The 24,941-nt window shown below is 71.1% G+C and carries 24 protein-coding genes; 10 read left to right on the top strand and 14 right to left on the bottom strand.

Annotated features, from left to right (window positions below; translation table 11 throughout):
• Positions 1–19 precede the first annotated feature (19 nt).
• Positions 20–622, top strand: coding sequence for a class I SAM-dependent methyltransferase (locus ACWTPI_RS25460; protein ID WP_156173969.1), 603 nt, complete (start codon positions 20–22; stop codon positions 620–622).
• A 58-nt stretch (positions 623–680) separates the two neighbouring features.
• On the opposite strand, the gene ACWTPI_RS25455 is transcribed toward ACWTPI_RS25460, so the two are convergent.
• Both ACWTPI_RS25455 and ACWTPI_RS25450 read right to left on the bottom strand, forming a co-directional pair.
• A complete protein-coding gene (locus ACWTPI_RS25455; RefSeq protein ID WP_454733097.1) occupies positions 681–1,550 on the bottom strand; it encodes an NAD-dependent protein deacetylase in 870 nt (289 codons plus the stop codon).
• A 16-nt stretch (positions 1,551–1,566) separates the two neighbouring features.
• The gene (locus tag ACWTPI_RS25450; RefSeq protein WP_454733096.1) at positions 1,567–1,833 is read right to left on the bottom strand and encodes an oxidoreductase-like domain-containing protein; all 267 of its coding nucleotides are present in this window, start codon (positions 1,831–1,833) and stop codon (positions 1,567–1,569) included.
• Between the two features lie 207 nt (positions 1,834–2,040).
• On the opposite strand from ACWTPI_RS25450, the gene ACWTPI_RS25445 reads away from it, so the two are divergent.
• A complete protein-coding gene (locus ACWTPI_RS25445) occupies positions 2,041–2,778 on the top strand; it encodes a flagellar brake protein (protein ID WP_059414115.1) in 738 nt (245 codons plus the stop codon).
• A 371-nt stretch (positions 2,779–3,149) separates the two neighbouring features.
• Here the strand turns inward: ACWTPI_RS25445 and ACWTPI_RS25440 are convergent, their stop codons facing one another.
• From ACWTPI_RS25440 to ACWTPI_RS25425, 4 genes are all read right to left on the bottom strand, one after another.
• A complete protein-coding gene (locus ACWTPI_RS25440) occupies positions 3,150–4,667 on the bottom strand; it encodes an efflux transporter outer membrane subunit (protein ID WP_454733095.1) in 1,518 nt (505 codons plus the stop codon).
• Between the two features lie 11 nt (positions 4,668–4,678).
• Entirely contained in the window at positions 4,679–7,879 is a 3,201-nt protein-coding gene (locus ACWTPI_RS25435) for an efflux RND transporter permease subunit (RefSeq protein ID WP_020204765.1), read from the bottom strand.
• Between the two features lie 192 nt (positions 7,880–8,071).
• Positions 8,072–9,340 carry an efflux RND transporter periplasmic adaptor subunit gene (locus ACWTPI_RS25430; RefSeq protein ID WP_059414111.1) on the bottom strand — a complete coding sequence of 423 codons (1,269 nt, stop codon included), beginning with the start codon at positions 9,338–9,340 and terminating at the stop codon, positions 8,072–8,074.
• Positions 9,341–9,478: 138 nt separating this feature from the next.
• Positions 9,479–10,399, bottom strand: coding sequence for an alpha/beta hydrolase (locus ACWTPI_RS25425; protein ID WP_043367010.1), 921 nt, complete (start codon positions 10,397–10,399; stop codon positions 9,479–9,481).
• A gap of 372 nt (positions 10,400–10,771) precedes the next feature.
• Between ACWTPI_RS25425 and ACWTPI_RS25420 the strand changes: the two genes are divergently transcribed.
• Positions 10,772–11,722, top strand: a complete 951-nt coding sequence (locus tag ACWTPI_RS25420) for a LysR family transcriptional regulator (RefSeq protein ID WP_059414109.1) — start codon at positions 10,772–10,774, stop codon at positions 11,720–11,722.
• A gap of 11 nt (positions 11,723–11,733) precedes the next feature.
• Here ACWTPI_RS25420 and ACWTPI_RS25415 read toward each other — a convergent pair whose 3' ends face one another.
• Positions 11,734–12,186, bottom strand: coding sequence for a RidA family protein (locus ACWTPI_RS25415; protein ID WP_454733094.1), 453 nt, complete (start codon positions 12,184–12,186; stop codon positions 11,734–11,736).
• A 139-nt stretch (positions 12,187–12,325) separates the two neighbouring features.
• On the opposite strand from ACWTPI_RS25415, the gene ACWTPI_RS25410 reads away from it, so the two are divergent.
• From ACWTPI_RS25410 to ACWTPI_RS25400, 3 genes are all read left to right on the top strand, one after another.
• Positions 12,326–12,985: a helix-turn-helix transcriptional regulator gene (locus tag ACWTPI_RS25410; RefSeq protein WP_059414104.1), complete on the top strand. Its 660-nt coding sequence runs from the start codon at positions 12,326–12,328 to the stop codon at positions 12,983–12,985.
• A 103-nt stretch (positions 12,986–13,088) separates the two neighbouring features.
• The gene (locus tag ACWTPI_RS25405; protein WP_454733093.1) at positions 13,089–13,928 is read left to right on the top strand and encodes an alpha/beta hydrolase; all 840 of its coding nucleotides are present in this window, start codon (positions 13,089–13,091) and stop codon (positions 13,926–13,928) included.
• A gap of 97 nt (positions 13,929–14,025) precedes the next feature.
• The gene (locus ACWTPI_RS25400) at positions 14,026–14,670 is read left to right on the top strand and encodes a LysE family translocator (RefSeq protein WP_059414102.1); all 645 of its coding nucleotides are present in this window, start codon (positions 14,026–14,028) and stop codon (positions 14,668–14,670) included.
• A gap of 28 nt (positions 14,671–14,698) precedes the next feature.
• Here ACWTPI_RS25400 and ACWTPI_RS25395 read toward each other — a convergent pair whose 3' ends face one another.
• The 4 genes from ACWTPI_RS25395 to ACWTPI_RS25380 all read right to left on the bottom strand — a co-directional run bounded on the left by ACWTPI_RS25395 (position 14,699) and on the right by ACWTPI_RS25380 (position 17,359).
• On the bottom strand, positions 14,699–14,941 hold the full coding sequence (locus ACWTPI_RS25395; protein ID WP_020205509.1) for a hypothetical protein: 243 nt from the start codon (positions 14,939–14,941) through the stop codon (positions 14,699–14,701).
• A 205-nt stretch (positions 14,942–15,146) separates the two neighbouring features.
• Positions 15,147–16,061, bottom strand: a complete 915-nt coding sequence (locus ACWTPI_RS25390; protein ID WP_454733092.1) for a glutaminase — start codon at positions 16,059–16,061, stop codon at positions 15,147–15,149.
• Between the two features lie 100 nt (positions 16,062–16,161).
• On the bottom strand, positions 16,162–16,854 hold the full coding sequence (locus ACWTPI_RS25385) for an LrgB family protein (RefSeq protein WP_020205507.1): 693 nt from the start codon (positions 16,852–16,854) through the stop codon (positions 16,162–16,164).
• Positions 16,847–17,359, bottom strand: a complete 513-nt coding sequence (locus ACWTPI_RS25380; protein WP_454733091.1) for a CidA/LrgA family protein — start codon at positions 17,357–17,359, stop codon at positions 16,847–16,849. Before ACWTPI_RS25380 ends, ACWTPI_RS25385 begins: the two co-directional genes overlap by 8 nt.
• A 170-nt stretch (positions 17,360–17,529) precedes the next feature.
• On the opposite strand from ACWTPI_RS25380, the gene ACWTPI_RS25375 reads away from it, so the two are divergent.
• A complete protein-coding gene (locus ACWTPI_RS25375) occupies positions 17,530–18,420 on the top strand; it encodes a LysR substrate-binding domain-containing protein (protein WP_454733090.1) in 891 nt (296 codons plus the stop codon).
• 30 nt (positions 18,421–18,450) lie between these two features.
• On the opposite strand, the gene ACWTPI_RS25370 is transcribed toward ACWTPI_RS25375, so the two are convergent.
• Positions 18,451–19,707 (bottom strand): glutamate carboxypeptidase, encoded by a 1,257-nt coding sequence (locus ACWTPI_RS25370; protein ID WP_454733089.1) that lies wholly within the window; start codon positions 19,705–19,707, stop codon positions 18,451–18,453.
• A gap of 120 nt (positions 19,708–19,827) precedes the next feature.
• Here ACWTPI_RS25370 and ACWTPI_RS25365 point away from each other — a divergent pair, with 120 nt between their 5' ends.
• The gene (locus ACWTPI_RS25365; RefSeq protein WP_020205503.1) at positions 19,828–20,934 is read left to right on the top strand and encodes a GlxA family transcriptional regulator; all 1,107 of its coding nucleotides are present in this window, start codon (positions 19,828–19,830) and stop codon (positions 20,932–20,934) included.
• A gap of 25 nt (positions 20,935–20,959) precedes the next feature.
• On the opposite strand, the gene ACWTPI_RS25360 is transcribed toward ACWTPI_RS25365, so the two are convergent.
• Both ACWTPI_RS25360 and ACWTPI_RS25355 read right to left on the bottom strand, forming a co-directional pair.
• The gene (locus tag ACWTPI_RS25360; protein WP_020205502.1) at positions 20,960–21,691 is read right to left on the bottom strand and encodes a BON domain-containing protein; all 732 of its coding nucleotides are present in this window, start codon (positions 21,689–21,691) and stop codon (positions 20,960–20,962) included.
• Positions 21,692–21,844: 153 nt separating this feature from the next.
• Positions 21,845–22,270, bottom strand: coding sequence for an OsmC family protein (locus ACWTPI_RS25355; protein WP_020205501.1), 426 nt, complete (start codon positions 22,268–22,270; stop codon positions 21,845–21,847).
• Positions 22,271–22,690: 420 nt separating this feature from the next.
• On the opposite strand from ACWTPI_RS25355, the gene ACWTPI_RS25350 reads away from it, so the two are divergent.
• Together ACWTPI_RS25350 and ACWTPI_RS25345 are read left to right on the top strand one after the other, a co-directional pair.
• Positions 22,691–23,776 (top strand): calcium:proton antiporter, encoded by a 1,086-nt coding sequence (locus ACWTPI_RS25350; RefSeq protein ID WP_029044145.1) that lies wholly within the window; start codon positions 22,691–22,693, stop codon positions 23,774–23,776.
• Positions 23,777–23,861: 85 nt separating this feature from the next.
• On the top strand, positions 23,862–24,785 hold the full coding sequence (locus tag ACWTPI_RS25345) for a LysR family transcriptional regulator (RefSeq protein ID WP_043367138.1): 924 nt from the start codon (positions 23,862–23,864) through the stop codon (positions 24,783–24,785).
• Positions 24,786–24,941: the final 156 nt, after the last annotated feature.

Below are 24,941 nucleotides of genomic sequence, written 5' to 3'. Positions count from 1 at the left end.
TGCGCACAGGGGGCACATCGTGAGCACCGATACCGCGACACTGCAAGCCTACGACCGCGCCGCCGCCGACCATGCCAGGGACTGGCACGCGCAGCCCGCGCCGGCCGGCCTCTACGCCACGCTGCTTGCAACATTCGCGCCCGGTCCGAGCGCCGACATCGGCTGCGGCGCGGGCCGCGACACGGCGTGGCTGGCCGCGCACGGCTTCGACCCGTGCGGCTTCGATCCCTGCGAAGCGCTGCTGGAAGAGGCGCGCCGGCGCTACCCCGCCCTGCCCTTCGAGCAGGCCGCGCTGCCGGAACTCGAAGGCGTGCCGCGCGGCTATTACCAGAACGTGCTGTGCGAGGCCGTCATCATGCACCTGGAGCCACGCATGATCGCCAGCGCCGTGCGGCACCTGCTCGGCATCCTGCGCCCCGGCGGCACGCTGTGCCTGAGCTGGCGCGTCACCGACCACGTCTCGCGGCGCGACCCGGACGGCCGCTTCTACGCGGCCTTCGACAAGGCGCTGGTGGCCGGCGCGCTGGGGCGCGGCGACAGCGTGCTGTCCGACCAGGAAGAGGCGGGCCCGCCGCCGGGCAAGCGGATGCACAGGCTGATCGTGCGCAAGGCGGCGGCTTGATGGAGGCCTGATGGAGGCCTGATGAAGGCTTGATGCGGCTGGACGCCGCCCGCGGCGCTCAGGTCAGGCCCAGCCGCGCGTTCAGTTCCGCCAGCGCGGGCGCGCAGGCGGCGTCCACCTTGAGCGCCAGCAGCGCGTCGGCGCGGGTCTGGCCGAGGTTGACGGCGGCCACCGGCTTGCCCTGCTTCTGCGCCTCGAGGCAGAAGCGATAGCCGGAGAACACCGTGAGCGAGGAGCCGATCACCAGCAGGGCATCGGCCTGCGCCAGCGCCTGCATGGCGGCATCGACGCGCTCGCGCGGCACGGACTCGCCGAAGAACACCACGTCGGGCTTGAGCACGCCGCCGCAATGGCCGCACGCGGGAATGCGCACGGACTCGAAGCTGGCCAGTTCCAGATGGGCGTCGCCGTCGGAAGCGGGCAACGCGCGCAGTTCGGCCAGCGCCGGGTTGTCCGCCTCGAGCTGCGCCTGCAACGCGGCGCGCGGACGGCGCGTGCCGCATTGCAGGCAGACCACCGTGCCCACGTGGCCATGCAGCTCGATCACGCCGTGGCTGCCGGCACGCTGGTGCAGGCCGTCCACGTTCTGCGTGACCAGCAGGCGCACGTGGCCGGCCGCCTGCAGCCGCGCCAGCGCGAAATGCGCGGCGTTGGGCTGCGCGTTGGCCAGCACCGGCCAGCCCAGCATGCTGCGCGCCCAGTAGCGCTGGCGCACCGCGTGCGAGCGGAAGAAGTCCTGCGCCTGCACCGGCGGCGTGCGCTGCCAGTTGCCCTGCGCGTCGCGGTAGCCGGGAATGCCGGAATCGGTGCTGATGCCGGCGCCGGTCAGCACCAGCAGGCGCGGATGGCGCCGCACGAAATCGTGGAGATCGGCCACGGCGGGCTGGCCGGCGGCGAGTACGGGAGACTCGGGAGATTCGGAAGACAAGGCGGCGCGCACGCTTTCAGAAGCTCGGGCCGCCGGCGGCGGCGGCATCCGCCGTCTCGCCGGCCAGGGCCTGCCACGCCTTCAGCTCGGCGCGGTAGCGCGCCATCGCCTCAGCGTGCAGGTCGAAGATGCAGGGCTCGCAGCCGTTGCCGCAGCACTCGTTGATGTCCGGCGCGAGCGGCGCTTGCGGCCGCGGCGGCAAGGCCGCCGCGGGCTGCGGCGCGGGCTGCGCGGCTGCGCTGCGCTCTGCTGCTGTGGACGCGGGGTTTTGTACCGACACCATCGACTCCGGTTGGATTGCACCCCAAGTATACCGCCGAGCGGACAACCCGGCTGCGGCCGCGGCGGGAGCGCCCGCGCAACGGTCCCGCGCATTCGGGCGCGGCGGCGGCGCTGGCATAATCACGGGCTGGCCGGCCCCTCGCGGGTCCCGCATGCGCCAGCCCGCGGCCCATGCCCGGGCCGCGGGCGCAATACCACGAACACCGACATGCCAGCCACGACACCGCAGACCGGAACGCCCCCGGCGCCCGACCACGAGGGCGGGCTCACCGATCCGGACCAGATCCTGCTCGTCCTGCTGGGCCTGGCCCGCCAGGGCGCGTCGCTGCGCCTGCGGCCCGCCGGCATGCATCCCATCGCCACCCGGCTGCTGCTGGCCGAGCCGGCAAGCCGCGCCTGCATCCTGGAATGGTGCCGCAACGGCGCCGAGCTCGACGCCATCCTGAACGCCCGCGAGCTGACGCTCTCGGGCTCGCTCAACGGCGCACCCGTCCGCTTCCCGGTCGGCACGCCGGCCATCACCCGCTTCGACGACCGGCCCGCCTTCGTCACGCCGTTTCCGGCCAGCGTCCATTACCTGCATCGCCGCCGGCATTTCCGCGCCAGCGTGCCCGCGGGCAGCGGCTTTCGCTGCGAGATCCCGCTCGACGACGGCCAGCTCGCGCATCTGCGCATCGCGGACCTGTCCGTGTCCGGCGTCGGCCTGCGCGCCCCGCAGGCCGACGCGCCGCCACTGCTGCGCGATGCGCGCATCAGGCGGTGCCGGCTGTCGTGCGCAGACCTGGGCACGCTCGAGGTCGATCTGGAGGTGGTCAGGCACCGCGTTGCCTGGCGCGGCGGCAAGGCCGTCCACCATTTCGGCGGGGCCTTCCGCCATGTCGACGGCCAGACCGAGAAGCAGTTGCAGCGCCTGGTGTTCGCCTGCGAGCTGGCGCATCGGGCCTAGACGCGAAAAAAAAGCGCCCTGGGGGCGCTTTTGGGGGTGCCGACGACATCGGCCTGCCGCTTGTGTGCTCCCCTCTCCCGCTTGCGGGAGCGGGGTCGGGGGAGAGGGCCGGCGCTTGCGAATGCTGTCGTGCTGGAAAAAACCGGCGGCTTCGTTGCTGGCCACCAAGCTGGACAACACCGTTGGCCCCGCTTCTTGTGGCTCCTAGCTAAACCGCCCCTCTCCCCGGCCCTCTCCCCGTGAGGGGAGAGGGAGGACACCTTGCTTGGGCCAGCTCTGGCGGCTTTGGCCCGTTCTGGCGGCTTCGTCAGTCGCCTCAGGTTTGCGCCATCGGGGCGGCGGCCATGTCGGCGCGCCGCGGCCTTACCGCTTCACGGGTTCGCCGCGAGCGGCGCCGGCGGCGCGGACGAGCCGGCGTCGGGCAGCGGCCCCCAGCCGCCGCCCAGGCTGCGCACCAGCGCCACCGTGGCGGAGGCGCGCAGGCCGGCTACCTGGTTGGCGTCGCGCTGCGACTGCAGCACCGTGCGGTCGGCGTCGATCACCGTCAGGTAGTCCACCGCGCCGGCCTCGTAGCGGCTGCGCGAGATCTTCGCCGCGCGGCGCGCGCCGCCCAGCGCGCCGTCCAGCGCGCCGGCCTGCTGGCTCAGCCAGCGCACGTCGGCGAGGCTGTCTTCCACTTCGCGCAGCGCCGTCAGCACGCTCTGGCGGTAGCTTGCCACCGCTTCTTCGTGCTGGGCCTTGGCCGCGTTGAGGTTGGCGCGGTTGCGCCCGCCGTCGATGATCGGCGCGACGAGCGTGCTGCCGACCAGCGGTCCCAGCATCCATGCCGACGACGACCACTTGAACAGGTTCGACAGGTCGCTCGACTCGAAGCCGAACAGCCCGGTCAGCGTGATCTTCGGGAAGAACGCCGAGCGCGCCACGCCGATGCGCGCGTTGGCCGCGGCCATCAGGCGCTCGGCCTGGGCGATGTCGGGGCGGCGCTCGAGCAGGTCCGAGGGCAGCCCGGCCGGCACCGTGATGAGCGTGGCGTCGAGCGGGCGCGCGGCCAGCGTGAACGCTGCCGGCGGCGCGCCGGTCAGCACCGCCAGCGCGTGCTCCTGGTTGGCGCGGCGCCGTTCGATGGCGGCCAGGTCGGCGCGCGCGGTGCCGAGCTCGGCTTCGGCGCGGGCCGGGTCGAGGTCGGTGGTCTCGCCTTCGTCGAAGCGGCGCTTGAGCAGCTTGAGCGCGTCCTCGCGCAGCACGATGGTGGCGTTGAGCAGGTCGCGCTCGCTGTCGAGCGTGCGCAGCGAGAAGTAGGCCTGCGCCACGTCCGCCTGCAGCGCGAGCTGCACCGAGCGGTACAGGTCTTCGGCGGCGGCGCCCTCGGCGCGCGCGGCCTTGACGTTGTCGGCCACGCGGCCGAACAGGTCGAGCTCGTAGCTGGCGAACGCGCGCGCCTTGTACACGGTCTGCGCCGGCACCTTGGTGCCGTCGGGGAAGCCCTGCGAGGCGGCCGAGTACTGCGTGCGGGTCGGGTCCAGCCCGACGCTCAGTTGCGGATACAGGTCGGCCTCGGCCACGCCGGTGAACGCGCGCGCCTGCTTCAGGCGCGCCGCGGCCACGGCGAGGTCCTGGTTGGACTCGCTGGCCTGGGCGATCAGGCGGTCGAGGTCGGCGTCGCCGAAGATCTTCCACCATTCGCCGCGCTGCGCGCCTTCGGCGGGCGTGGCCACTTTCCACTGGCTGCCTTCGGCCCGCGCGGCCTCGGCTTCCTTGTAGGCCGGCGTGGCGGCGGTGGCAGCCTCGGGCACCTTGTACGTGGGCGCCAGCGAGCAGCCGGCCAGGATCAGGGCCACGGCCAGCGTGGCCAGGCGCGGCAGGGTCCCGGATGTGATTGATGCAGTCATGTCAGTCGTCCTTATTCTGCGGAGGCGATGGCCTTGTGGCTCGCCGACGGGGCATCGCCCGCGCTGGCGGCGCGGCGGCGCTCGCCGCGCGTGGCCAGCAGGCGCAGCGCCACATAGAACACGGGGGTGAGGAACAGCCCGAAGAAGGTCACGCCCAGCATGCCGGCGAACACCGCCACGCCCATCGCGTGGCGCATCTCGGCGCCGGCGCCGGTGGAGATCACCAGCGGCACCACACCCATGATGAAGGCGAACGAGGTCATCAGGATCGGGCGCAGGCGCAGGCGGCTGGCCTCGATCGCGGCCTGCACGATGGAGCGGCCTTCATGCTCCAGCTCGCGCGCGAACTCCACGATCAGGATCGCGTTCTTCGCCGACAGCCCCACCAGCACGATGAAGCCGATCTGCGTGAAGATGTTGTTGTCGCCGCGCGTGAGCCACACGCCGGTCATGGCGGCCAGCAGGCTCATCGGCACGATCAGGATCACCGCCAGCGGCAGCGTCAGGCTTTCGTACTGGGCGGCCAGCACCAGGAACACCAGCAGCACGCACAGCGGGAAGATCCACACCCCCGCGTTGCCGGCCAGGATGTCCTGGTAGGTCAGGTCGGTCCATTCGAACTTGATGCCCTTGGGCAGCGTCTCGGCGGCGATGCGCTCGGCCGCGGCCTGCGCCTGGCCCGAGGAGAAGCCCGGCGCCGGGCCGCCGTTGATGTCGGCGGCGGTGAAGCCGTTGTAGCGCACCACGCTGTCCGGGCCGAAGCCCTGCTTGACGGTGAGCAGCGACGACAGCGGCACCATGTCGCCGGCGCGGTTGCGCGTCTTGAGCTGCAGGATGTCCTCGGCGTGGTTGCGGAACTGCGCATCCGCCTGCACCTTGACCTGGTACGTGCGGCCGAACTTGTTGAAGTCGTTCACGTAGGCCGAGCCGAGGTAGGTCTGCAGCGTGTCGAACACGTCCGTGACCGGCACGCCGAGCTGCTTGGCCTTGACGCGGTCGAGCTTGACGTCGAGCTGCGGCACGTTGACCTGGTAGTTGCTGAAGATGCCGGCCAGTTCGGGCGTGGCGCGTGCCTTGCCCATGAACGCGTTGGTGGCGTCGAACAGCGCGTCGTAGCCGAGCGCGGCGCGGTCCTCGATCATCAGCTTGAAGCCGCCGATGGTGCCGAGGCCCTGCACGGGCGGCGGCGGGAACACCGCGATGAAGGCGTCCTGGATCGACGCGTACTTCTGGTTCAGGTCGGCGGCGATCGCGTTGCCCGATAGCGCGGCGCTCTTGCGCTCCTCGAACGGCTTGAGCGTGGCGAACACGATGCCGGCGCTCGGGCTGTTGGTGAAGCCGTTGATCGACAGGCCCGGGAAGGCCACCGCCGACTCCACGCCCGGATGCTTGAGCGCGATCTCCGACATGCGGCGGATCACGTCCTCGGTGCGGTCCAGCGTGGCGCCGTCGGGCAGCTTGGCGAAGCTCACCAGGTACTGCTTGTCCTGCGCCGGCACGAAGCCCTTCGGCACCAGCTGGAACACGCCCCAGGTCAGCACCAGCATGACCGCGTAGACGCCGAACACGGCGGTCTTGCGCGAGATCACGCCCTTCACGCCGCGGCCGTAGCGCTCGGCGCTGGCGCCGAAGAAACGGTTGAAGCGGGCGAAGAACTTGCCCAGCACGCGGTCCATGCCGCGCGACAGCCAGTCCTTGGGCGCGTCGTGGCCGCGCAGCAGCAGCGCGGACAGCGCCGGCGACAGCGTCAGCGAGTTGAAGGCCGAGATGATGGTCGAGATCGAGATGGTCAGCGCGAACTGCTTGTAGAACTGCCCGGTCAGGCCGCTCATGAAGGCCAGCGGCACGAACACGGCGATCAGGGTCAGCGCGATGGCGATGATCGGGCCGCTGACTTCGCGCATGGCCTTGTAGGTCGCTTCCTTCGGACTCAGCCCTTCCTCGATGTTGCGCTCGACGTTCTCCACCACCACGATCGCATCGTCCACCACGATCCCGATCGCCAGCACCAGCCCGAACAGCGAGAGCGCGTTGATCGAGAAGCCGAACGCATGCATCAGGCCGAAGGTGCCGACGATCGACACCGGCACGGCCAGCAGCGGGATGATCGAGGCGCGCCAGGTCTGCAGGAACAGGATCACCACCAGCACCACCAGCGCGATGGCTTCGAACAGCGTGTGGGTGACGGCCTCGATACTGTGGCGCACGAACTGCGTGGGGTCGTAGACGATGCTGTAGTCCACGCCGTCGGGGAAGTTCTCCTTGAGCTCTTCCATCGTCTTGCGCACGTCATCCGAGATCTGGATGGCGTTGGAGCCCGGTGCCTGGAAGATCGGCAGCGCCACCGCGGACTTGTTGTCCAGCAGCGAGCGCAGCGCGTATTCCGACGCGCCCAGCTCGATGCGGGCGATGTCCTTGAGGTAGGTCACCGCGCCGTCGGCCGAGGTCCGCACCACCACGTCGCCGAACTCTTCCACGCTGGTCAGGCGGCCTTGCGCATTGACCGAGAGTTGCAGGTCGGTGCCGGGCAGCGAGGGCGACTGGCCGATCACGCCGGCGGCCACCTGCACGTTCTGCTCGCGGATCGCGTTGACCACGTCGCTGGTGGCGAGCTGGCGCTCGGCCATCTTCTCGGGATTGAGCCACACGCGCATGGAGTAGTCGCCCGAGCCGAACATCTGCACCTGGCCCACGCCCTGGATGCGCGCGAGGCGGTCCTTGACGTTGATCAGCGCGTAGTTGCGCAGGTAGGTCATGTCGTAGCGGTCGTTCGGCGAGACCAGGTGGACCACCATCGTCAGGTCAGGCGAGCTCTTGACGGTGGTGATGCCCAGGCGGCGCACGTCTTCCGGCAGGCGCGGCTCGGCCTGCGAGACGCGGTTCTGCACGAGCTGCTGCGCCTTGTCCGGGTCGGTGCCCAGCTTGAAGGTCACGGTCAGCGTGAGCGTGCCGTCGCTGTTGGCCTGCGACGACATGTACAGCATGTCCTCGACGCCGTTGATCTGCTCTTCCAGCGGCGTGGCCACGGTTTCCGCGATCACCTTGGGGTTGGCGCCCGGGAACTGCGCGCGCACCACCACGGACGGCGGTACCACCTCGGGGTACTCCGAGATCGGCAGCTTGAACATCGAGATGGCGCCGATCAGGAAGATCAGCACCGATAGCACGCCGGCGAAGATAGGCCGGTCGATAAAGAATTTCGAGAGATTCATCTCAGTCTCGGCGAAAGCGCTCCCCCTGGCGGCCCGGGGGCGGGCGCCATATGGAGCGTGGGGAAGCAAATAAATGGCTCGGTTTTCCGGGGGGCGGCGTTTCGCCCCCCGGCCCCTCTCCCGCACGCGGGAGAGGGGAGCAAACCCTCAGCAGATTCCGTTCATGTCGGGTTCATGTCGGCCATTCGGGGCTCAGGTCACCGGCTTGCCCTCGGCGGCCTTGTCGGTTTCCTTGTCGGCGGCGGCCTGCTTGCGCTCGGCGGCGTCGGCGCGCTGGTCCAGCTCGCGCTTGTAGGCCATCTCCACCGCCTTGGGCGACACCGTGTCTCCGGGGCGCACGCGCTGCAGGCCGTTGACCACGATCTTCTCGTCGGCCTTCAGGCCCTGGCGGATCACGCGCAGGCCTTCGTACGACGGTCCGAGCGTGACTTCGCGGTAGGCCAGCTTGTTGGCCTTGTCCAGCACCAGCACGAACTTCTTGCCCTGGTCGGTGCCGATCGCGCGGTCATTGATCAGCACCACCGGATGCGGCGCGCCGCCGCCGAGCTTGATGCGCGCGTACAGGCCCGGCAGCAGGCGGCCGTCCGGGTTGTCGAACACGGCGCGCACGCGGATGGTGCCGCTGCGCGTGTCGAGCCGGTTGTCGATCGACTGGATGCGGCCCTCGCGCGGGTATTCGTCCTCGTTGCCCAGGCCCAGGAACACGGGCAGCCTGGACTGCGCGCCCTGGGCGCCGCCCGTGCCGCCGGCCTCGGGCGCGGTGTAGCGCAGGTAGGTCTGCTCGTCGACCTCGAAGTTGGCGTACATCGGCGACACCGACACCACCGTGGTCAGCACCGGCGACGAAGCGCCCGGCGCGACCAGGTTGCCGACCGTGATCTCGGCGCGCGAGACGCGCCCGCTCACCGGCGCCACGATGCGGGTATAGGTCAGGTTCAGCCGCGCCACTTCGAGCGAGGCCTGCGCGGCGCGCACGTTGGCGACTTCCTCGCGCGCGGTGTTGTCGCGCTCGTCGAACTCGCGGCGCGACACGGCGTTGTCCTGCACCAGCCGCTGGGCGCGCGCCAGTTCGGTCTGCGCGTGCGAGGCGCGCACCTGGGCGGCGGCCAGCGCGGCCTCGGCGCGCGCCACTTCGGCGGCGTAGGGGCGCGGGTCGATGGTAAACAGCGGGTCGCCCTTCTTCACCAGCGCGCCCTCGCGGAAGTGCACGGCGTCGATGGTGCCGCCCACCCGCGCGCGGATCTCCACGCGGTCCACCGCTTCGAGGCGGCCGGAGAACTCGTCCCACTCGGTGATGGTCTTGCCGATCACGCCGGCCACGTCCACGGCGGTCGGGGCGGGTGCCGGCACGGCCTGCGCCTCGCCGGCATGCCAGGGCTTGAGCAATGAGGTCGCCAGGCCCGCGCCGAGCACGGCGACGATGGCCAGGGCAATCATGGTGCGTCGATATTGCTGCTTCATTTTTCTACACTCCGTATTCCGTAGCGGGTTTTCTTCAACTGGAAAGCAAAAAAAGGACGAACGCCGCCGCCGGGGCGCGCCAGGGGCCGCGCCCGGTATGCCTGCTCGCGCAGGCCGGCTTGTCGTGGTTCGCGCGGGTCAGCCTGGCGAGCTGGCGCCCGGGTCGCGTCCGGTCCTTGGTGAGGCATCGTCATCGCCGGCAAGGCAGCCTTGCAGGTAATGCGCGCCTTCGTTGACCCAGACCTGACATCGGTCGAGGGTCTGTTCCACCCCGTCGCCACAGGCGCCGGGCATGATTCTGGCTTCGGCCGGCACGCCGGCCGCCTGCAGCCGCGCGGCGAAGGCCTCGCCCTCGGCGCGCAGCGCATCTTCTTCCGCCACCTGGATCAGCGTGGGCGGCAAGCCCGCCAGCCGCGAGGCCAGCGCGGGCGCCGCATACGGGTGCACGCTGGCGGCCGGGGTCGGCAGGTAATCGCGGTAGAAACCCGCCAGGCGCTGCAGCCGCTCCAGCGACACGCTCGGCCCGCCCTGCGCGAACGCGCACGAGGCGTGCTCCAGGCAGGGGTCCGTCACCGGCCGGATTAGCCACTGCGCGCGCGGCTCGGGCAGGCCGCGGTCGCGCAGCATCTGCGACAGCGCGATCGCCAGGTTGCCGCCGGCCTCCTCGCCCACCAGGGCGAAGCGCAGCTTGTCCACCTTCAGGCGGCGCGCGTGGCGCAGCACCCAGGCGGTGGTATTGAATACGTCTTCCGGCGCCGCCGGAAACGGAAAATCGGGTGCCAGCGAATAGGCCGGCGTCACCACCACCGCCGGCATCGTGGCCGCCAGCCACGCGGCCAGGCGCTGGGATTTCTCCACGCTGCATTCCACGAAGCCGCCCGCGTGCAGATAAAGCAGCCACGGCAGCAGCGCGGCGCCCTTGCCTTCCGGATAGCCCGGCGGATAGCTCAGGCGCACCAGGATCGTGCGGCCGCAGCTCTCGACGGCGTGCTCGGTCGTGCGTCCCACGGCCAGTTCGGCGGCGGACGCTGCGGCTGCAGCTTTCGATCGGGAAGGCATGGCGATCACATGCGCCGCGTGTTAACGGCGCTTCCATTGCATATTGCGATGCAGCGAATTATGGTGGTTGATAAAGGTGGGATAAAGCGAGGCTTTACCAATGCACTGTTTCTGCCGTGAAATAATCCGGCGCGCCCGCGGCGGGAAACCCTGCGCCGTGCAAGGTCATTGGTTTTGTGATCCACTCCCGCACTTCCGCGGCCGCGCGCGCTGCGCGATGCGCTCCCGGCCCGGCCGCTAAAGGTCTGGCCCGGGCGGCCGACAAGTCCAGCAGGCCCTGTAATCCCAACAGGCCCGGCAGGCCCGACGGACTCGACAAGAAGTCCGGCACGCCAGCCAGGCCCGCCCGTATCCTTTTCCCGGGGAGTGAACATGGATCGTCTCGTATCAATGCAGGCATTCACCCGCGTCGTGGATATAGGCAGCTTCGCGCGGGCGGCCGAATCGATGGATCTGCCCAAGGCCACCCTCACGCGGCTGATCCAGAACCTGGAAACGCACCTCGGCGTGAAGCTGCTGCATCGCACGACGCGGCGCATCAGCGTCACCACCGACGGCGCCGCCTATTACGAGCGCTGCGTGCGCATCCTGGCCGACGTGGAGGAAGCCGAGCAGTCGCTGACCCACCAGAACAACACGCCGCGCGGCACGCTGGCGGTGGACACCTCCGCCGGGCTGGCGCAGATGGTGCTGATCCCCGGGCTGCACGAGTTCTTCGCCGCCTATCCCGAGCTGAAGATGGAGCTGACCATCAACGGCAAGCCCATCGACCTGCTCAAGGAAGGCGTGGACGTGGTGCTGCGCGTGGGCGACCCGGTGGACGAGACGATGGTGGCGCGCCGCATCGGGCAGCTGCGCCTGGGCTTCTACGGCTCGCCGCTCTACCTCAACCGCCAGGGCACGCCCACGCAGCCGAGCGACCTCGCGCAGCACAGGGCGGTCAACTACCTGTCCAACCGCACCGGCCGCGAAATGCCGTGGCCGATGGGCCAGGGCGACAAGCGCACCGAGCTGCTGCTGCCTTCGGCCATCTCCACCAACGACGCCGACGCCTACCTGGCCTGCGCGCTCGAAGGCCACGGCCTGGCGCGCATCTCGCGCATGATGGCGCAGCCCTACGTGGAAAGCGGCCGGCTGGTCGAGGTGCTGACCGACTGGCCCACCGACTCGCTGCCGGTGTCCGCCATGTATCCGCAGAACCGCCACCTGTCCGCCAAGGTCCGCGTGTTCGTCAACTGGGCCGCCGACCTGTTCGCCCGCCACCCGCATTTCGGCGACAGCAAGGACGGCCGCCCCGCGCAGCCGCCCAAGCTGGCGGCGTAGGCGCGGCCGCATCACGCCGGGCGGGCCGCCGGGGCATCCGCCACCGCCAGCGCCTCGATCTCGAACAGCATGCCGTCCAGCGCCAGCCGCGGCACCGGGATCAGCGTGCAGGCCGGCGCGGGCGCGTCGCCCCAGATCCGGCGCAGCTCGCCGGACAGCACCGCCAGGCGCGCTTCGCTGTGATCCACCACCAGTACCGCGAGCCTGGCCACCTGCCGCGGCTGCGAGCCCGCCGCCGCCAGCGCCACGCACAGGTTGTCCAGCGCCTGCCGCACCTGGGCCGCGAAGCCGGCGGGCAGGCTGCCGTCGGCGCGTTCGCCGCCCTGCCCGGCCACGCAGACCAGGGCGGCGCCGGGCGGAATCATCGCCACGTGGGAATAGCCGTTGGCGCGGGGATCGTACAGGCCGGGCGGGTTGAGCATGGTGAGCTGGCGCGGCGCGGGCCGGATGCCGGGGGCGTGCATGGGGCGGTCTCCTTTTGACTCTTGACGACTGTGGCGGATGCGGCGGATGCCGGACAGGGCGGAAGCAAAGCGCCGCGCTCGACAACGCGCGCGGGCTGCCCTAATATCCAAGAAAGTTTTTGGATATTAGGGCGCCACCATGCATTACGCAATAGAAAACTTGGATAACCCTGCCGGGTCTCCGGGTGATCGCATCCTGTTCCTGCTCAAGACGCGCGGCCCGGCTTCCACCACGCAGATCGCCCAGGCCCTCGGCGGCACCGCCGAGGCCGCGCGCCAGCAGGTGCACAAGCTGCTGGCGGCGGGACTGATCGAAGGCCGCCAGCAAACCCCGGCCGGCGCCGGGCGGCCCCGCCAGGACTGGGTGCTCACCGCCAGCGGCCACGGCCGCTTTCCCGACACCCACGCGCAACTGACCATCCAGTTGATTGGCTCGGTGCGGCAACTGTTCGGCGAAGCCGGCATGGAACAACTGATCGCCAGGCGCGAAGCCGACACCCGCGCGCAATACCTCGCCGCAGTGGCGGGGCAGGCGGAGATCGGCCGGCGGCTGGAGACGCTGGCCGGGCTGCGCAGCGCCGAAGGCTACATGGCGCGGCTCGAGCGCGACGGCGAAGACTGGCTGCTGATCGAAGACCATTGCCCGATCTGCGCGGCGGCGCAGGCCTGCCAGGGCTTTTGCCGCGCCGAGCTGGAGATCTTCCGCGAGGTCGCCGGCGCCGGCGCCACCGTCGACCGCGAAGAACATCTGCTGAGCAACGCGCGCCGCTGCGTGTACCGGATCCGCGCGGCGGCCTGACGCGGGCGGGCCGCGTTTGATGGGCGGGCGCGGCAATGCTATCTTGGGCCGGCCGCCCGGCACCCCGACAAGAAACCGGCGCCCGCCACCAATGGAGACAACCATGCCGAACCGCCCCGCTTCCGGATTCGCCCGCCTGCCCGGCGCGGCATGGATGATGGCCCTGCTGCTCGCCGTGCTGCTTGCCCAGGCGTGGCTGGCCGCGCCTGCGCGCGCGCAAGGCGCGCCGGAAGTGATCGACCTCCCGACCCGGCCCGGCGTCACGCAGCGCTTCATCTACCTCGCGCCGGCGCAGCCGACCGCCGCCGTGATCCTCTACGCGGGCGGCCACGGCGGGCTGCGCATCGCGCCCGGCGGCAGCTTCGGCTGGGGCGCCAACAACTTCCTGGTGCGCGCGCGGCAACTGTTCGTCGACAACGGCCTGGCCGTGGCGGTGGTCGACGCGCCCAGCGACCGCCTCGCGCCGCCCTTCCTCAACGGCTTCCGCCAGACCGCCGAGCACGCGCAGGACGCCCAGGCCGTGATCGCCTGGATGCGCAGCCGCGCCAAGGTGCCCGTGTGGCTGGTCGGCACCAGCCGCGGCACCCAGTCGGTGGCCGCCATCGCCATCCGGCTGGCCGACGGCGGCGGCCCCGACGGCATCGTGCTGACCTCCACCATCCTGCGCGAGGAGCGCGGCCGCGCCGTGCCCGCGATGGACCTCGACAAGCTCAAGGTGCCGGTGCTGGTGGTGCACCACGTGCAGGACGGCTGCAAGCTGTGCCCGTTCGGCGAGGTGCAGGGCCTGATGGACAAGCTGGCGAAGGCGCCCAGGGCCGGCCTGATCCGCTTCGACGGCGGCAGCAACGAGGGGGATCCGTGCGAGGCGCTGGCCTACCACGGCTTCAACGGCATCGAGCCGCAGGTGGTGCAGGCCACGGCGCGCTGGATGGCGCAGAAGTAGCCGCGCAAGCGGCCATGACAGCCAAAGTGGCCACCGCGCGCGCGGACGCTAGAATGGCGGGCATGCCTTCCGCCCCGCATCTCATCAGGAACCCGCCATGACCCATTCCACGCTGCTGCTGTTCGTGCTGGCCTCGGCCGTCACCATCGCCACGCCCGGCCCGACCGTGCTGCTGGCGCTCAGCAACGGCTCCCGCTTCGGCGTGCGCGCGGCCTGCTGGGGCATGGCCGGCGCGGTATGCGCCGACATGCTGCTGATCGCCACCGCCGCGGCCGGGCTGGGCGCGGTGATCGCCGCGTCGGAGGTCGCCTTCCGCGCGCTCAAGTGGATCGGCGCCGCGTACCTGGCCTACGTGGGCTGGAAGCTGCTGCGCGCCAGGGTCGGCCACCTGCCCGCCGGGGCCGCGCGGCAAGCCGGCCACCCGCGGGAAAGCGCGCCCGCGCGCGAGCTGTTCATGCGCTGTTTCCTGGTGGCCGCGACCAACCCGAAGGCGCTGCTGTTCATGTCCGCCTTCCTGCCGCAGTTCATCGACACCGGCGCGCCGCTGCTGCCGCAATACGCGCTCATCATGGCCATCCTGGCGCTGCTGAACCTGCTGGCCATGCTGGTCTACGCCATCCTCGGCGCGCGCGTGATGCACGCGTTCCGCGACAGCGGCATGCGCTGGCTCAACCGCGTCTCCGGCGCGACGCTGATCGGCCTGGCCGGCGTGCTGGCGGTGTACCGGCGCGCGCAGGCCTGAACCGCCGCCGGCCAGGCCGCGCCGGCGGCTACGGCAGGCGCGCCGCCATCTCCTTGCCATGCACGAAGCCCGCGGCCTCGGCCGCCTCGGGCGTCGAGTACTGCTCCGAGGGCTTGGCGGACTCCACCAGGGTGCTCGCGGCCCGGATATTGGTGCCGGGCCGGCACACGCGCACCGTGTAGTCCCACGCGCTGGGCGTCTTGGCGCGCACCAGCACCTGCACCTCGTGCGTTTCGAACACACGCTTCTTCCAGGCAATCTCATAGGGCATGACTGTCTCCGTTCTTATGGGGCGGTCCCGGTGCCGCCGCTGGCGAACGATGGCGAACGATGGCGCTTGCGCGTCACCCGCGCCCGCGCGCGCGGGTGCCGGAACCTAGTCACTATCCTATCAAAGCTGGCCGCGAACGCCGCCCGCGTCGGGCCGGCTGTTGCGCCGGCGACACCGTGCCGGCGCCGTGCCGGCACGCAGATGCTCAGAAGATGGAGTGCCCGCTGAGCGTGGTCAGCCATTCCAGCGCCTGCACGCCGGCCAGCGAATTGCCGCTGTGGTCCAGCCCCGGCGACCACACGCACACCGCCCAGCGGTGCGGCAGCACGGCGACGATGCCGCCGCCCACGCCGCTCTTGGCCGGCAGGCCGACGCGGTAGACGAAATCCCCGGCCGCATCGTAGGTGCCGCAGGTCAGCATGAGCGCGGACAGCCGCTTGGCCGGGCTGGCGCCGAGGATGCGCTCGCCGCTCCACGGCACCACGCCGCCGTGCGCGAGGAACAGCGCGGCGCGGGCCAGGTCCTGGCAGCTCATGGTGATGGCGCACTGGCGGCAATAGGCCTCGATGACCTTGTCGACGGGCATCTCCAGGCGGCCGAAGCTCTTCATGAAATAGGCCATCGCGCGGTTGCGCTCCGCGTGCTCGGACTCGGACTGCGCCACGCGGGTGTCGTAGTCGATGGCGGGATTGCCGCTGAGGCGGCGCATGAACTGCACCAGCGCGGTCTCGGCCAGGACAAAGCGGCTGCACAGGACATCCGTCACCACCAGCGCGCCGGCGTTGATGAACGGGTTGCGCGGCAGGCCCTGCTCGTATTCGAGCTGCACCAGCGAGTTGAAGGCGTTGCCCGAAGGCTCGCGCCCGACGCGCTGCCACAGGTCTTCGCCCAGCAGCTGGAACGCCAGCGTGCAGGCGAACAGCTTGGAGATGCTCTGGATCGAGAACGGCACCGCGGCGTCGCCCACGCAGTGGCTGCGGCCGTCGGCGAACACCAGCGCCATGCCGAAGCGGTCGCCGCGGACCTTGCCGAGTTCGGGAATATAGTCCGCCACCTTGCCCTGGCCGAGCAGGGGCTGGATGTCGCGGTGGATGCGTTCGAGGATGTGCGCGTAGTCCATGCGTGGCGGCGGGCGTGGGTTGAAAAAACAGCGCACATCGTACCGCGGCACGGGCGGCGCGGGGCCGCCCCCCGCGTCGAAAGATCGAAAGGCCGGAAGGTCAGAAGAACAGGCCGCGGATCAGCGGCGCGGCCAGCACGCTGACCAGCCCCGCGATCATCATCACCAGCGAGGCCACCACGCCCTGCACTTCGCCGAGCTGGCGCGCCTTGGCGGTGCCGGCGCCGTGCGCCGCCGCGCCGAAGATGGCGCCCTGCGCGAGCCGGCTGCGCACCGACGGCAGGCACGCGAGCACGGTCTCGCCGATGGCCATGCCCAGCAGCCCGGTGATGACCACGAACACCGCGGCCAGATCGGGCGGGCCGCCCAGCGCGCGCACCGCGTCCACCGCGAACGGCGTGGTCACGGAACGCACCGCCAGCCCCTTTTGCAGCGCCTCCGACAAGCCGAAGCCGCGCGCCAGCCAGACCGAGCTGAACACGGACGTCGTCACCGCGGCCAGCACGCCGAGCGAGATCGACAGCCAGTGCTGGCGCACCAGCGCGCGATGGTCGTAGATGGGCAGCGCGAAAGCGATGGTGGCCGGCCCCAGCAGCCACATCAGCCAGCGCGTGTCGGCGATGTAGTCGCGATAGGGAATGCGCGCGGCCAGCACCAGCGCGATCAGCACCACCGGCGTGGCCAGCAGCGGCATCAGCCACAGCCGCGCGCGGCGCGCGTAGACGCGCTTGTTGAGATAGTAGAAGGCGACGGTGGCCGCGAAGCTCAGCGCCGCCAGCACGGTGTCACGCATGACGATGCTGCTCCTTGCCCAGGTGCCGCTGCCGGAGATGCTTGCGCCCGCGCGCGCGGCGCGCCAGGCGCAGCTCCAGCCGGTAGACCTGCTCCACCACCAGCGCCGTGACCAGCATCACCGCCACCGTGCTGGCGCCGATCACCGCGCAGATGCGCAGGCCCTGGTGCCGGACCAGGTCCGGGTACTGCACCACGGCCAAGACGGCGGGAATGAAGAACAGCAGCATCTCGCCCAGCAGCCAGTCGGCGCCGCGCCGCACCCAGCCGCCGCGCACGGCGCCGCTGAACAGCAGCGCCGCCAGCGCCATCAGGCCCAGCAGGCCGGTCGGCAGCGGAATGCCCAGGCGCACGCGCAGCCAGTCCGCCAGCAGCCACAGGGCGGACAGCGCGGCCACCTGCGCGCCGGCCACGGCGCCGTTGCGCAGCCGGCCGGCGGGCCGCGGGGAGGGAATGGACGGCGCCGGGTGGCCGGCGTCCGGCGTGGAGGGAACTGCGCTGTGCATGGATCGGGGAAAAACCGGGGATGGCGACGGAAGCTAGTGTACGAAGCGCACTTCGATATATAAAATGAATATAAATTATCGAATCGATGCCAATCTGGAATACCAATCCGGCGCGGCGATCCGACCACGATCCGACGGCGATCGGAGTTGGCAATCTTTCAGGCAGCCCAATGGACATTCGCGCCCTGCGCTATTTCGTCGAGGTGGTCCGCCAGGGTGGCTTCACCCGCGCGGCCGAGACCCTGCACGTGACCCAGCCCACCATCAGCAAGATGGTCAAGAGCCTGGAGGAAGAACTGGGCGGCCCGCTGCTGCTGCGCGAAGGCCGCACCGTGCAGCTGACCGACGCCGGCGAGGTGGTGTTCGCGCGCGGCCAGGCCGTGCTGGCCGAGGTGGCCCGCCTGCGCCAGGAAGTGGCCGAGGTGGACGGCATGGCGCGCGGCGAGCTGCGGGTCGGCATTCCGCCGATGGCCGGGCGCTACATGGCGCCGGTGATCGGCGCGTACCGGCGCCTGTACCCGGGCGTCAAGCTGCGGCTGCGCGAGCAAGGCGGCCGCGCGCTGGAGGAAGGCGTCGCCGCCGGCGAGCTGGACCTCGGCGTGACCGTGCTGCCGGCGGCGGTGGCGGGGCTGGCCAGCCTGGCCGTGACCAGCCACGCGCTGGTCGTGGTGTTCCCCGCCGGCGACGCGCCGCGCAAGGCCGGCGCGGTGAAGCTGACGGATCTGGCCGGCCGGCCGTTCGTGATGTACGAGGACGACTTCGTGCTCTACCGCATGCTGCTCGACGCCTGCGAGGCGGCCGGCTTCACGCCGCAGATCGCCGGGCAGAGCCGCCAGTGGGACTTCATCGGCGAGCTGGTGGCGGCCGGCGTGGGCGTGGCGATCCTGCCCGCGCCGGTCGCCGGCCAGCTCGACCCTGCGCGCGTGGCGATCCGCCCGCTGGCCGCGGGGCTGGTGTGGGAGCTTGGCCTGGTCTGGCGCGAGGGCTACCTGTCGCGCGCCGCGCGCGCGTGGCTGGCGTGCTGCGAGCAGGCTTTCGGCACCGCCCGCAAGCCCGCCTGAAACACGCCGCGCCGCAATCGCGCGCGGCTCTCAGTCGCGGCCGATCTCCTGCAGGATGCGCGACATCAGGTAAAGCCGCGGCACGATCGAGTCGATCTCGATGTATTCGTCGCGCGCGTGGTAGCCGAAGCCCGCCAGCCCGAAGCTCTCCAGCACCGTGGGCTTGCCCGAGCGCGCGGCGTAGCCCGCGTCGGTGCCGCCGCCGGTCTGCGGCACCATCGTCAGCTCGCGGTCGATCTCCTGGTAGATGGCCTGCGCGCGCGCCGCCAGCGCGCGGCCGCGCTGGTCCGCCACGTAGGGCGGATGTCCCGGGGTCAGCGTCAGCGTGGTTTCCGTGTCGGGGATCAGCTTGCCGGTGGCCAGCTTGCTCTGCAGCGCGGCCTGCAGCTTTTCCAGCGCGCCGGGCCGGGTCAGCCGCACGTCGCCCACCGCCTCGGCTTGCTCCGTGACCTGGTTGAGCGGGCCGCTGGCGCTGGCGCGGGTCCAGATCAGCGCGGCGCCGGGCACGTCCCTGGCCACGTCGCGCGTCTGCAGCATCTGGTAGGACAGTTCATAGAGCGCGTTGCGGCCCAGTTCGGGCGCGGCGCCCGCATGCGCGGCGCGGCCCTTCACGTCGAGCGTGGCGGTGGCCACGCCGGCCGAGGCCAGCAGCAGCGGCTGGCCCTTCATGACCACCGAGCCCGCTGACGGCTCGCAGGACAGCACCACGTCATGCTGCTCGGCCAGCGTGGCGATGGTGTCGCCCGAGCCCGGCGAGCCCACTTCCTCGTCCGGGTTGAACAGCACCGTGAGCCGGGCGTAGTCCTGCCAGCCGGCGGCCTTGAGCAGCGCCAGCGAATGCAGGATCACGGCGATGCCGCCCTTGTCGTCGGCGATGCCGGGGCCGTACAGGCGGTTGCCGTCCTGCCGGATCGGCTGGGTGGCCAGCGTGTCGGGGCCGTAGACGGTGTCCATGTGCGCGATCAGCATGATGCGGCGGCGCCCGTTGCCGGTGAAGGTGCCCTTGACGATGGTGCCGGGCCCGCGCGTGACGGCGATGCGCTCGGTGGTGGCGCCGAGCGCCTTGAGGCGGCCCTCGGTGAAGCTGGCCATCCGCGCCAGGCCCGCAGCATTGGCGCTGCCCGACTCGATCGACACCATGTCCTTGAGCGACTGGATCACCGCGGGCTGGGCCGCGCGCGCGCCATCGAGCAGTTGCTGGTCGGCCGCGCGGGCGCTGCCGGCGGCGCCGAGCGCCAGGGCGAGCACGGCGGCGGCATGGGTAAGTCGGCGCAGGGATGGCTGCATGAAGTCTCCTGTTGGCATTGTTGTCGTGGCGGCGGCGTGGTGCCGGCCGAGCGACGATGCTAGCCCGGGCGCGCGCCTCGGGGTAGGATCGATCCCGCCATTTGGAATGCCGATCTCGCCATGACCGCCTGCGCCGACCCGACCGCCCTTCCACCCGCCGCCGCGCCGCCACCGCGCGCCGTGCCGCTGCGCGTGCGCCTGCTGTGGCTGCCCGATGCCATGCCGGGCATGCTGTTCGGCGCGCTGGACGTGCTGCGCACCGCGGCCGGCGTGGCCCGCCTGCAGCGCCCCGACGCCGACCCCGGCCTGAGCTGGAGCGTGATCGGCCCCGGCGGCCGCGCGCTGTCGCTGCCCGCGCTCGGGCTGGAGCCGTCGCGCCGCCGCCGCGGCGGCGAGGACGGCAACGCGCTGGTGGTGGTGCCGGGCGTGCACGCGCGCAATGCGCCGCACCTGGAGGAGATCGTGAGCGGCGCCGGCCCGGCGCTGCGCCTGCTGGAGCGGCACGCGCAGGCGGGCGGCTGGATCGCGGCCGGCGAATGCGGCATCGCCTTCCCGGCCGAGCTCGGCCTGCTCGACGGCGCGCGCATGGGCGCGCCGTGGCCGTTCCAGAGCTGGATGGCCAGGCGCTATCCGCGTTGCGATTTCTCCGCGAGCGAGCCCATGAGCGTGCACCAGCGCGTGTTCGGCTGCGTGGCGCCGGCGCTCCAGACCGAGTTCATGCTGCGCGTGCTGGGCCACCTGCACGACCCCGACCTCGCGCAGGCCTGCTCGCGGCTGCTGCTGTACCAGGCCGGGCGCCAGCAGCTGACGCCGGAGCTGGTCTCGCAGCGCTGGCTGAGCCGCACCGCCGACAGCCCGGTCTACCGCGCCATGCGCTGGCTGCAGGCCAACGTGGACGCGCCCTACCGGCTCGCGCAGGTGGCCGAGGCCGCCGCGGTCAGCGAGCGCACCTTGCTGCGGCACTTCCGCCAGGTCAGCGGCATGAGCCCGCTCGACTACCTGCACACGCTGCGCGTGGAGCGCGCCAAGACCTTGCTGGAAGTGACGCTGCACGGCGCGCAGGCGGTGGCCGAGGCGTGCGGCTACAGCGACGCGGCGGCGTTCCGCCGGCTGTTCCAGCGGGCCACGGGGATGTCCATGTCGAACTACCGCGCGCGCTTCGCGCTGCGGGCGCAGCGGCGCTACTGGCGCGTGGAGGACATGGCGCGCGCCACGGGCGGGGCGTAGCGCGCCGCGCCCGCCGCGGGGGACTTCAGTTGCTCAGGACGATGCGGTTGACCACGTCCTCCACGCCGTGGACGTACCAGGCGTCGCGCTCGGCCTGGCGCCGGGCGGTCTCGCTGGTGGCATAGCCTTCGAGCGTGACGACGCGGTTGCGGGTCTGCACGTGGATGCGGTCGGCGTCGACGAACGGATCGGTTTCCAGCACCAGGCGCAGCGCCTCGGTGACTTCGTCGTCGCGGTCGGTCTCGGCCGGGGCCACCACCAGTTCGTTGACGACGCAGCGGCAGCCGCGCGACCACCACGCCAGCACCCCGGCCAGGCGCATGTGCGACAGGCTGATCACGTGGCCGCGCAGCGTGACCACGCCGTCGGTGACTTCGATGGCGATCTCGCCGCTGGATTCGCCCACGGCCTCGCGCACGGGCTCCACGCGGCCCTTGGCATGGGCGCAGATGCGGCAGTTGCGGAAATCGATGGCCTGCAGCAGCCGCACGCAGATCGCATTGCGCAGCTCCGCGTCGCCCACCGGCGTGCCCTCGGCCGCAATGCGCAGATGGTCTATCACCTCGGGCACGCCGTCGACGCGGCGCACCATCGCGGCCACGCGGGATTTGTCGACGATGTCCGGGACGTCGCCTTCGAGGATCAGCGCGCCGTCGCTCAGGCGCAGGTGGATGGTGGGATGGATGGGATGGCTGTGGAACGGCACGTGGGCGATGGCCGCCCGGGCCTGGGTCAGGACTGCTTCACTGCTATGCATGATGTCTGCCTTATCTTTAATGGGTCTGGATATAGGAGACGCGTTCCGTCCGGCGAACGCACGCTACGCCGCGCGCCGGAGTGCGGCGCGCGGCAGGCAGTTTTCATTATAGGAAGCCAGTCCGGGCGTGCCCGGACTGTTGGCGCGGCGGGCTCAGGTCTCCACCGTGGCGTGCATGCTGATTTCGGCCTTGAGCACCTTCGACACCGGGCAGCCCGCCTTGGCCGCCTGCAGGCAACGCTCCACGGCGGCCTTGTCGGCGCCCGGCACGCGCACCGCCACGTCGAGCTGCACCGCGGTGATGGTGAAGCCGCTGTCGTCCTTGTCCAGCGTGACGGTGGCCTTGGTCTCGATCTTCTCCGGCACCAGCTTCGCCTCGCCAAGGATCAGCGACAGCGCCATCGAGAAGCAGCCCGCGTGCGCCGCGCCGATCAATTCCTCGGGGTTGGTGCCGGGGCCGCCTTCGAAACGCGCCTTGAAGCCGTAGGGCGCGTCCTTCAGCACCCCGCTCTGGGCCGAGATGGTGCCCTGCCCGTCCTTGATGCCGCCCTGCCATCTGGCCGATCCATACTTTTGCATGACTGTGCTCCCACGAGGAAAAGCGAAAAGGTTGCGGCAGGGCCTGCGCCGAGCCGATGATGTGACGGAACCGCGTCCCGCCCGGACCGCTTGCCACGCGCGTGCGCCGCATGCGGCGCCGGCGCGCTCCGGTGCCGCCGGCTTCACCCGGGACGGCGCCATCTGGCGGAAATTCGCTGAAGCAACGGCAATTCCAGCAAATTCACCACCAATTTCTGTCAATTCATGCGAATTATCGGGAACCGAATTACCCGCGGGCCTGCCTTATCTCCGCGATGCACGCCTGGCGCGCGGCTTGCGTGCCCAGGCTGAACCACAATAGGACGCAAAGGAGGAAACGGCCAGCGGCATGCCCGGCGGGCCCGATACGGCACAAAACCGCGCCACCATCGCAAGATCCAACGAAAAAAGGGAGAACGGATGACTTTGACTTCGACGAAACTGCCGGCCTGGACGCTGTGGCTGCCGCTGGCGGCCTGGGCCATCCTGGCGGCGGGCCTGGCGCTGCCCGGCCAGGCGCTGCTGCTGGCGCTGGCCGGCGTGGCGCTGGCGGGTTCCGTGTTCGCCGCCGTACATCACGCCGAGGTGGTGGCGCACAAGGTGGGCGAGCCGTTCGGCACGCTGGTGCTGGCCATCGCCGTGACGGTGATCGAGGTGGCGCTGATCGTCTCGGTGATGCTCTCGGCCGGCCCGGAAAAGGCCGGACTCGCGCGCGACACGGTGTTCGCCGCGGCCATGCTGGTATGCAACGGCATCGTCGGGCTGTGCCTGCTGGTGGGCGGCCTGCGCCACCGCGAGCAGGCCTTCCAGGCGCCCGGCGCCACCGCCGCGCTGGCGGTGCTGGCCGCGCTGGCGGGACTGACGATGGTGCTGCCGAACTACACCAGCGCGGTGCCCGGGCCGATGCTGTCGCAGTCGCAGCTGGCCTTCGCCGGCATCGCCTCGCTGGTGCTGTACGGCAGCTTCGTGTTCGTGCAGACGGTGCGCCACCGCGACTACTTCCTGGTGCCCGGCAACTCCGACGAAAGCGTGCACGCGCCGCCGCCGCCCACGCGCGTCGCGCTGGCCAGCGGCGGCATGCTGCTGGTGTGCCTGGTGGCGGTGGTCGGGCTGGCCAAGCTGCTCTCGCCGACGGTGGAAGCCGCGGTGGCCAGCGCCGGCGCGCCGCCCGCGGTGGTGGGCATCGTGATCGCCGCGCTGGTGCTGCTGCCCGAAGGCCTGGCCGCGCTGCGCGCCGCGCGCGCCGACCGGCTGCAGACCAGCATGAACCTGGCGCTGGGCTCGGCGCTGGCCAGCATCGGCCTGACCATTCCCACTGTGGCGGCGGTCTTCATCGTGGTCGGCAAGCCGCTCGTGCTGGGCCTGGGGCCGACCGAGACCGTGCTGCTGGCGTTCACGCTGCTGGTCAGCACGCTGACGCTGCACTCGGGGCGGACCACCATGCTGCAGGGCGTGGTGCACCTGGTGCTGCTGGCGGCCTACCTGTTCCTGTCGGTGGTGCCCTGAGCGCGCCCTCGTTCCGGGCCTGGCGCGCGCACGATCCTTGCTAGCGAGAACTTATCGTTCTCACTAGCGCCCGAGCGCCCACGCCATGCTCCACCCGCCTCGCCTGTACCTCTACCTGGACGCCGTGGCCCGCCACGGCTCCATCCGCAAGGCCGCCGAACAGCTGCACGTGGCGTCCACCGCGCTGAACCGCAAGATCCTGGAGGTGGAGCAGCAGGTCGGCACCGCGCTGTTCGAGCGCCTGCCGCGCGGCGTGCGCCTGACCGCCGCCGGCGAGGTGCTGATCGCCACCGTGCGGCGCAGCCTGGCCGACCTGGACGCCGCCGCCGCGCAGATGGAGCAGCTGCGCGGGCTGGTGCGCGGCACCGTGCGCGTGGCCACGGTGGAATCGGTCGCCACCGATTTCCTGCCCGAGGTCATCGGCCGCTACCAGGCCACCCACCGCGGCGTGCAGTTCCGCGTCTCGGTGGGCAACTCCGGCGAGCTGCTGGCCGCGCTGCGCGAGGACGAGGCGGACCTGCTGCTCGCGCACGACCCGCCGCCCACGCCGTTCCTGCACGAGCTGTCGGTCTCCGCGCAGCCGTTCTGCGCCATGATGCGGCCCGACCATCCGCTGGCGGAGCGGCGCTCGCTGCGCCTGTCCGACTGCCAGCCCTACCCGGTCGCGCTCGGGCCCGAGAGCTTCGGCAGCCGGCAGTTGATCGAGGCCATCTGCGCGCGCAACCGGCTGTCGCTGCGGGTCATGCTGGAGGCCACCACGGTGGAGATGCTCAAGAGCTTCTCGCGCCAGACCGGCGCCATCAGCTTCCAGTTCCAGGCCGGCACGCTGCGCGAGACGCGCCAGGGCACGCTGACCGCCATCCCGCTGTCGGACCCCGAGCTGTGCGCCGGCCGGCTGGTGCTGGGCGCGCGCAAGGGCCGCATCCTGCCGCCGGCGGCGGCGGCCTTTTCCGAGCACCTGAAGGCCGCGCTGGCGGGGCTGTACCAGCCGCTGGCGCAAGCCGCGTGAGGCGATGGCGCCGACAGCGCCGGGCGACGATGGCGCCGGCTCCGCCAGCGCACACATTTTGCGCGCGCCATGAGAAGAAATAAGTGCTGGTTGCGTGCGGTCGAATTGCCGCAAACTGCATCCATCGCAGCCATCCATCGCCAACCGATGCAACAT

This window comes from Cupriavidus ulmosensis, assembly GCF_977008105.1.
Note: the sequence above shows the minus strand (reverse complement) of the source record. Positions and strands in the feature narration are given on the sequence as shown.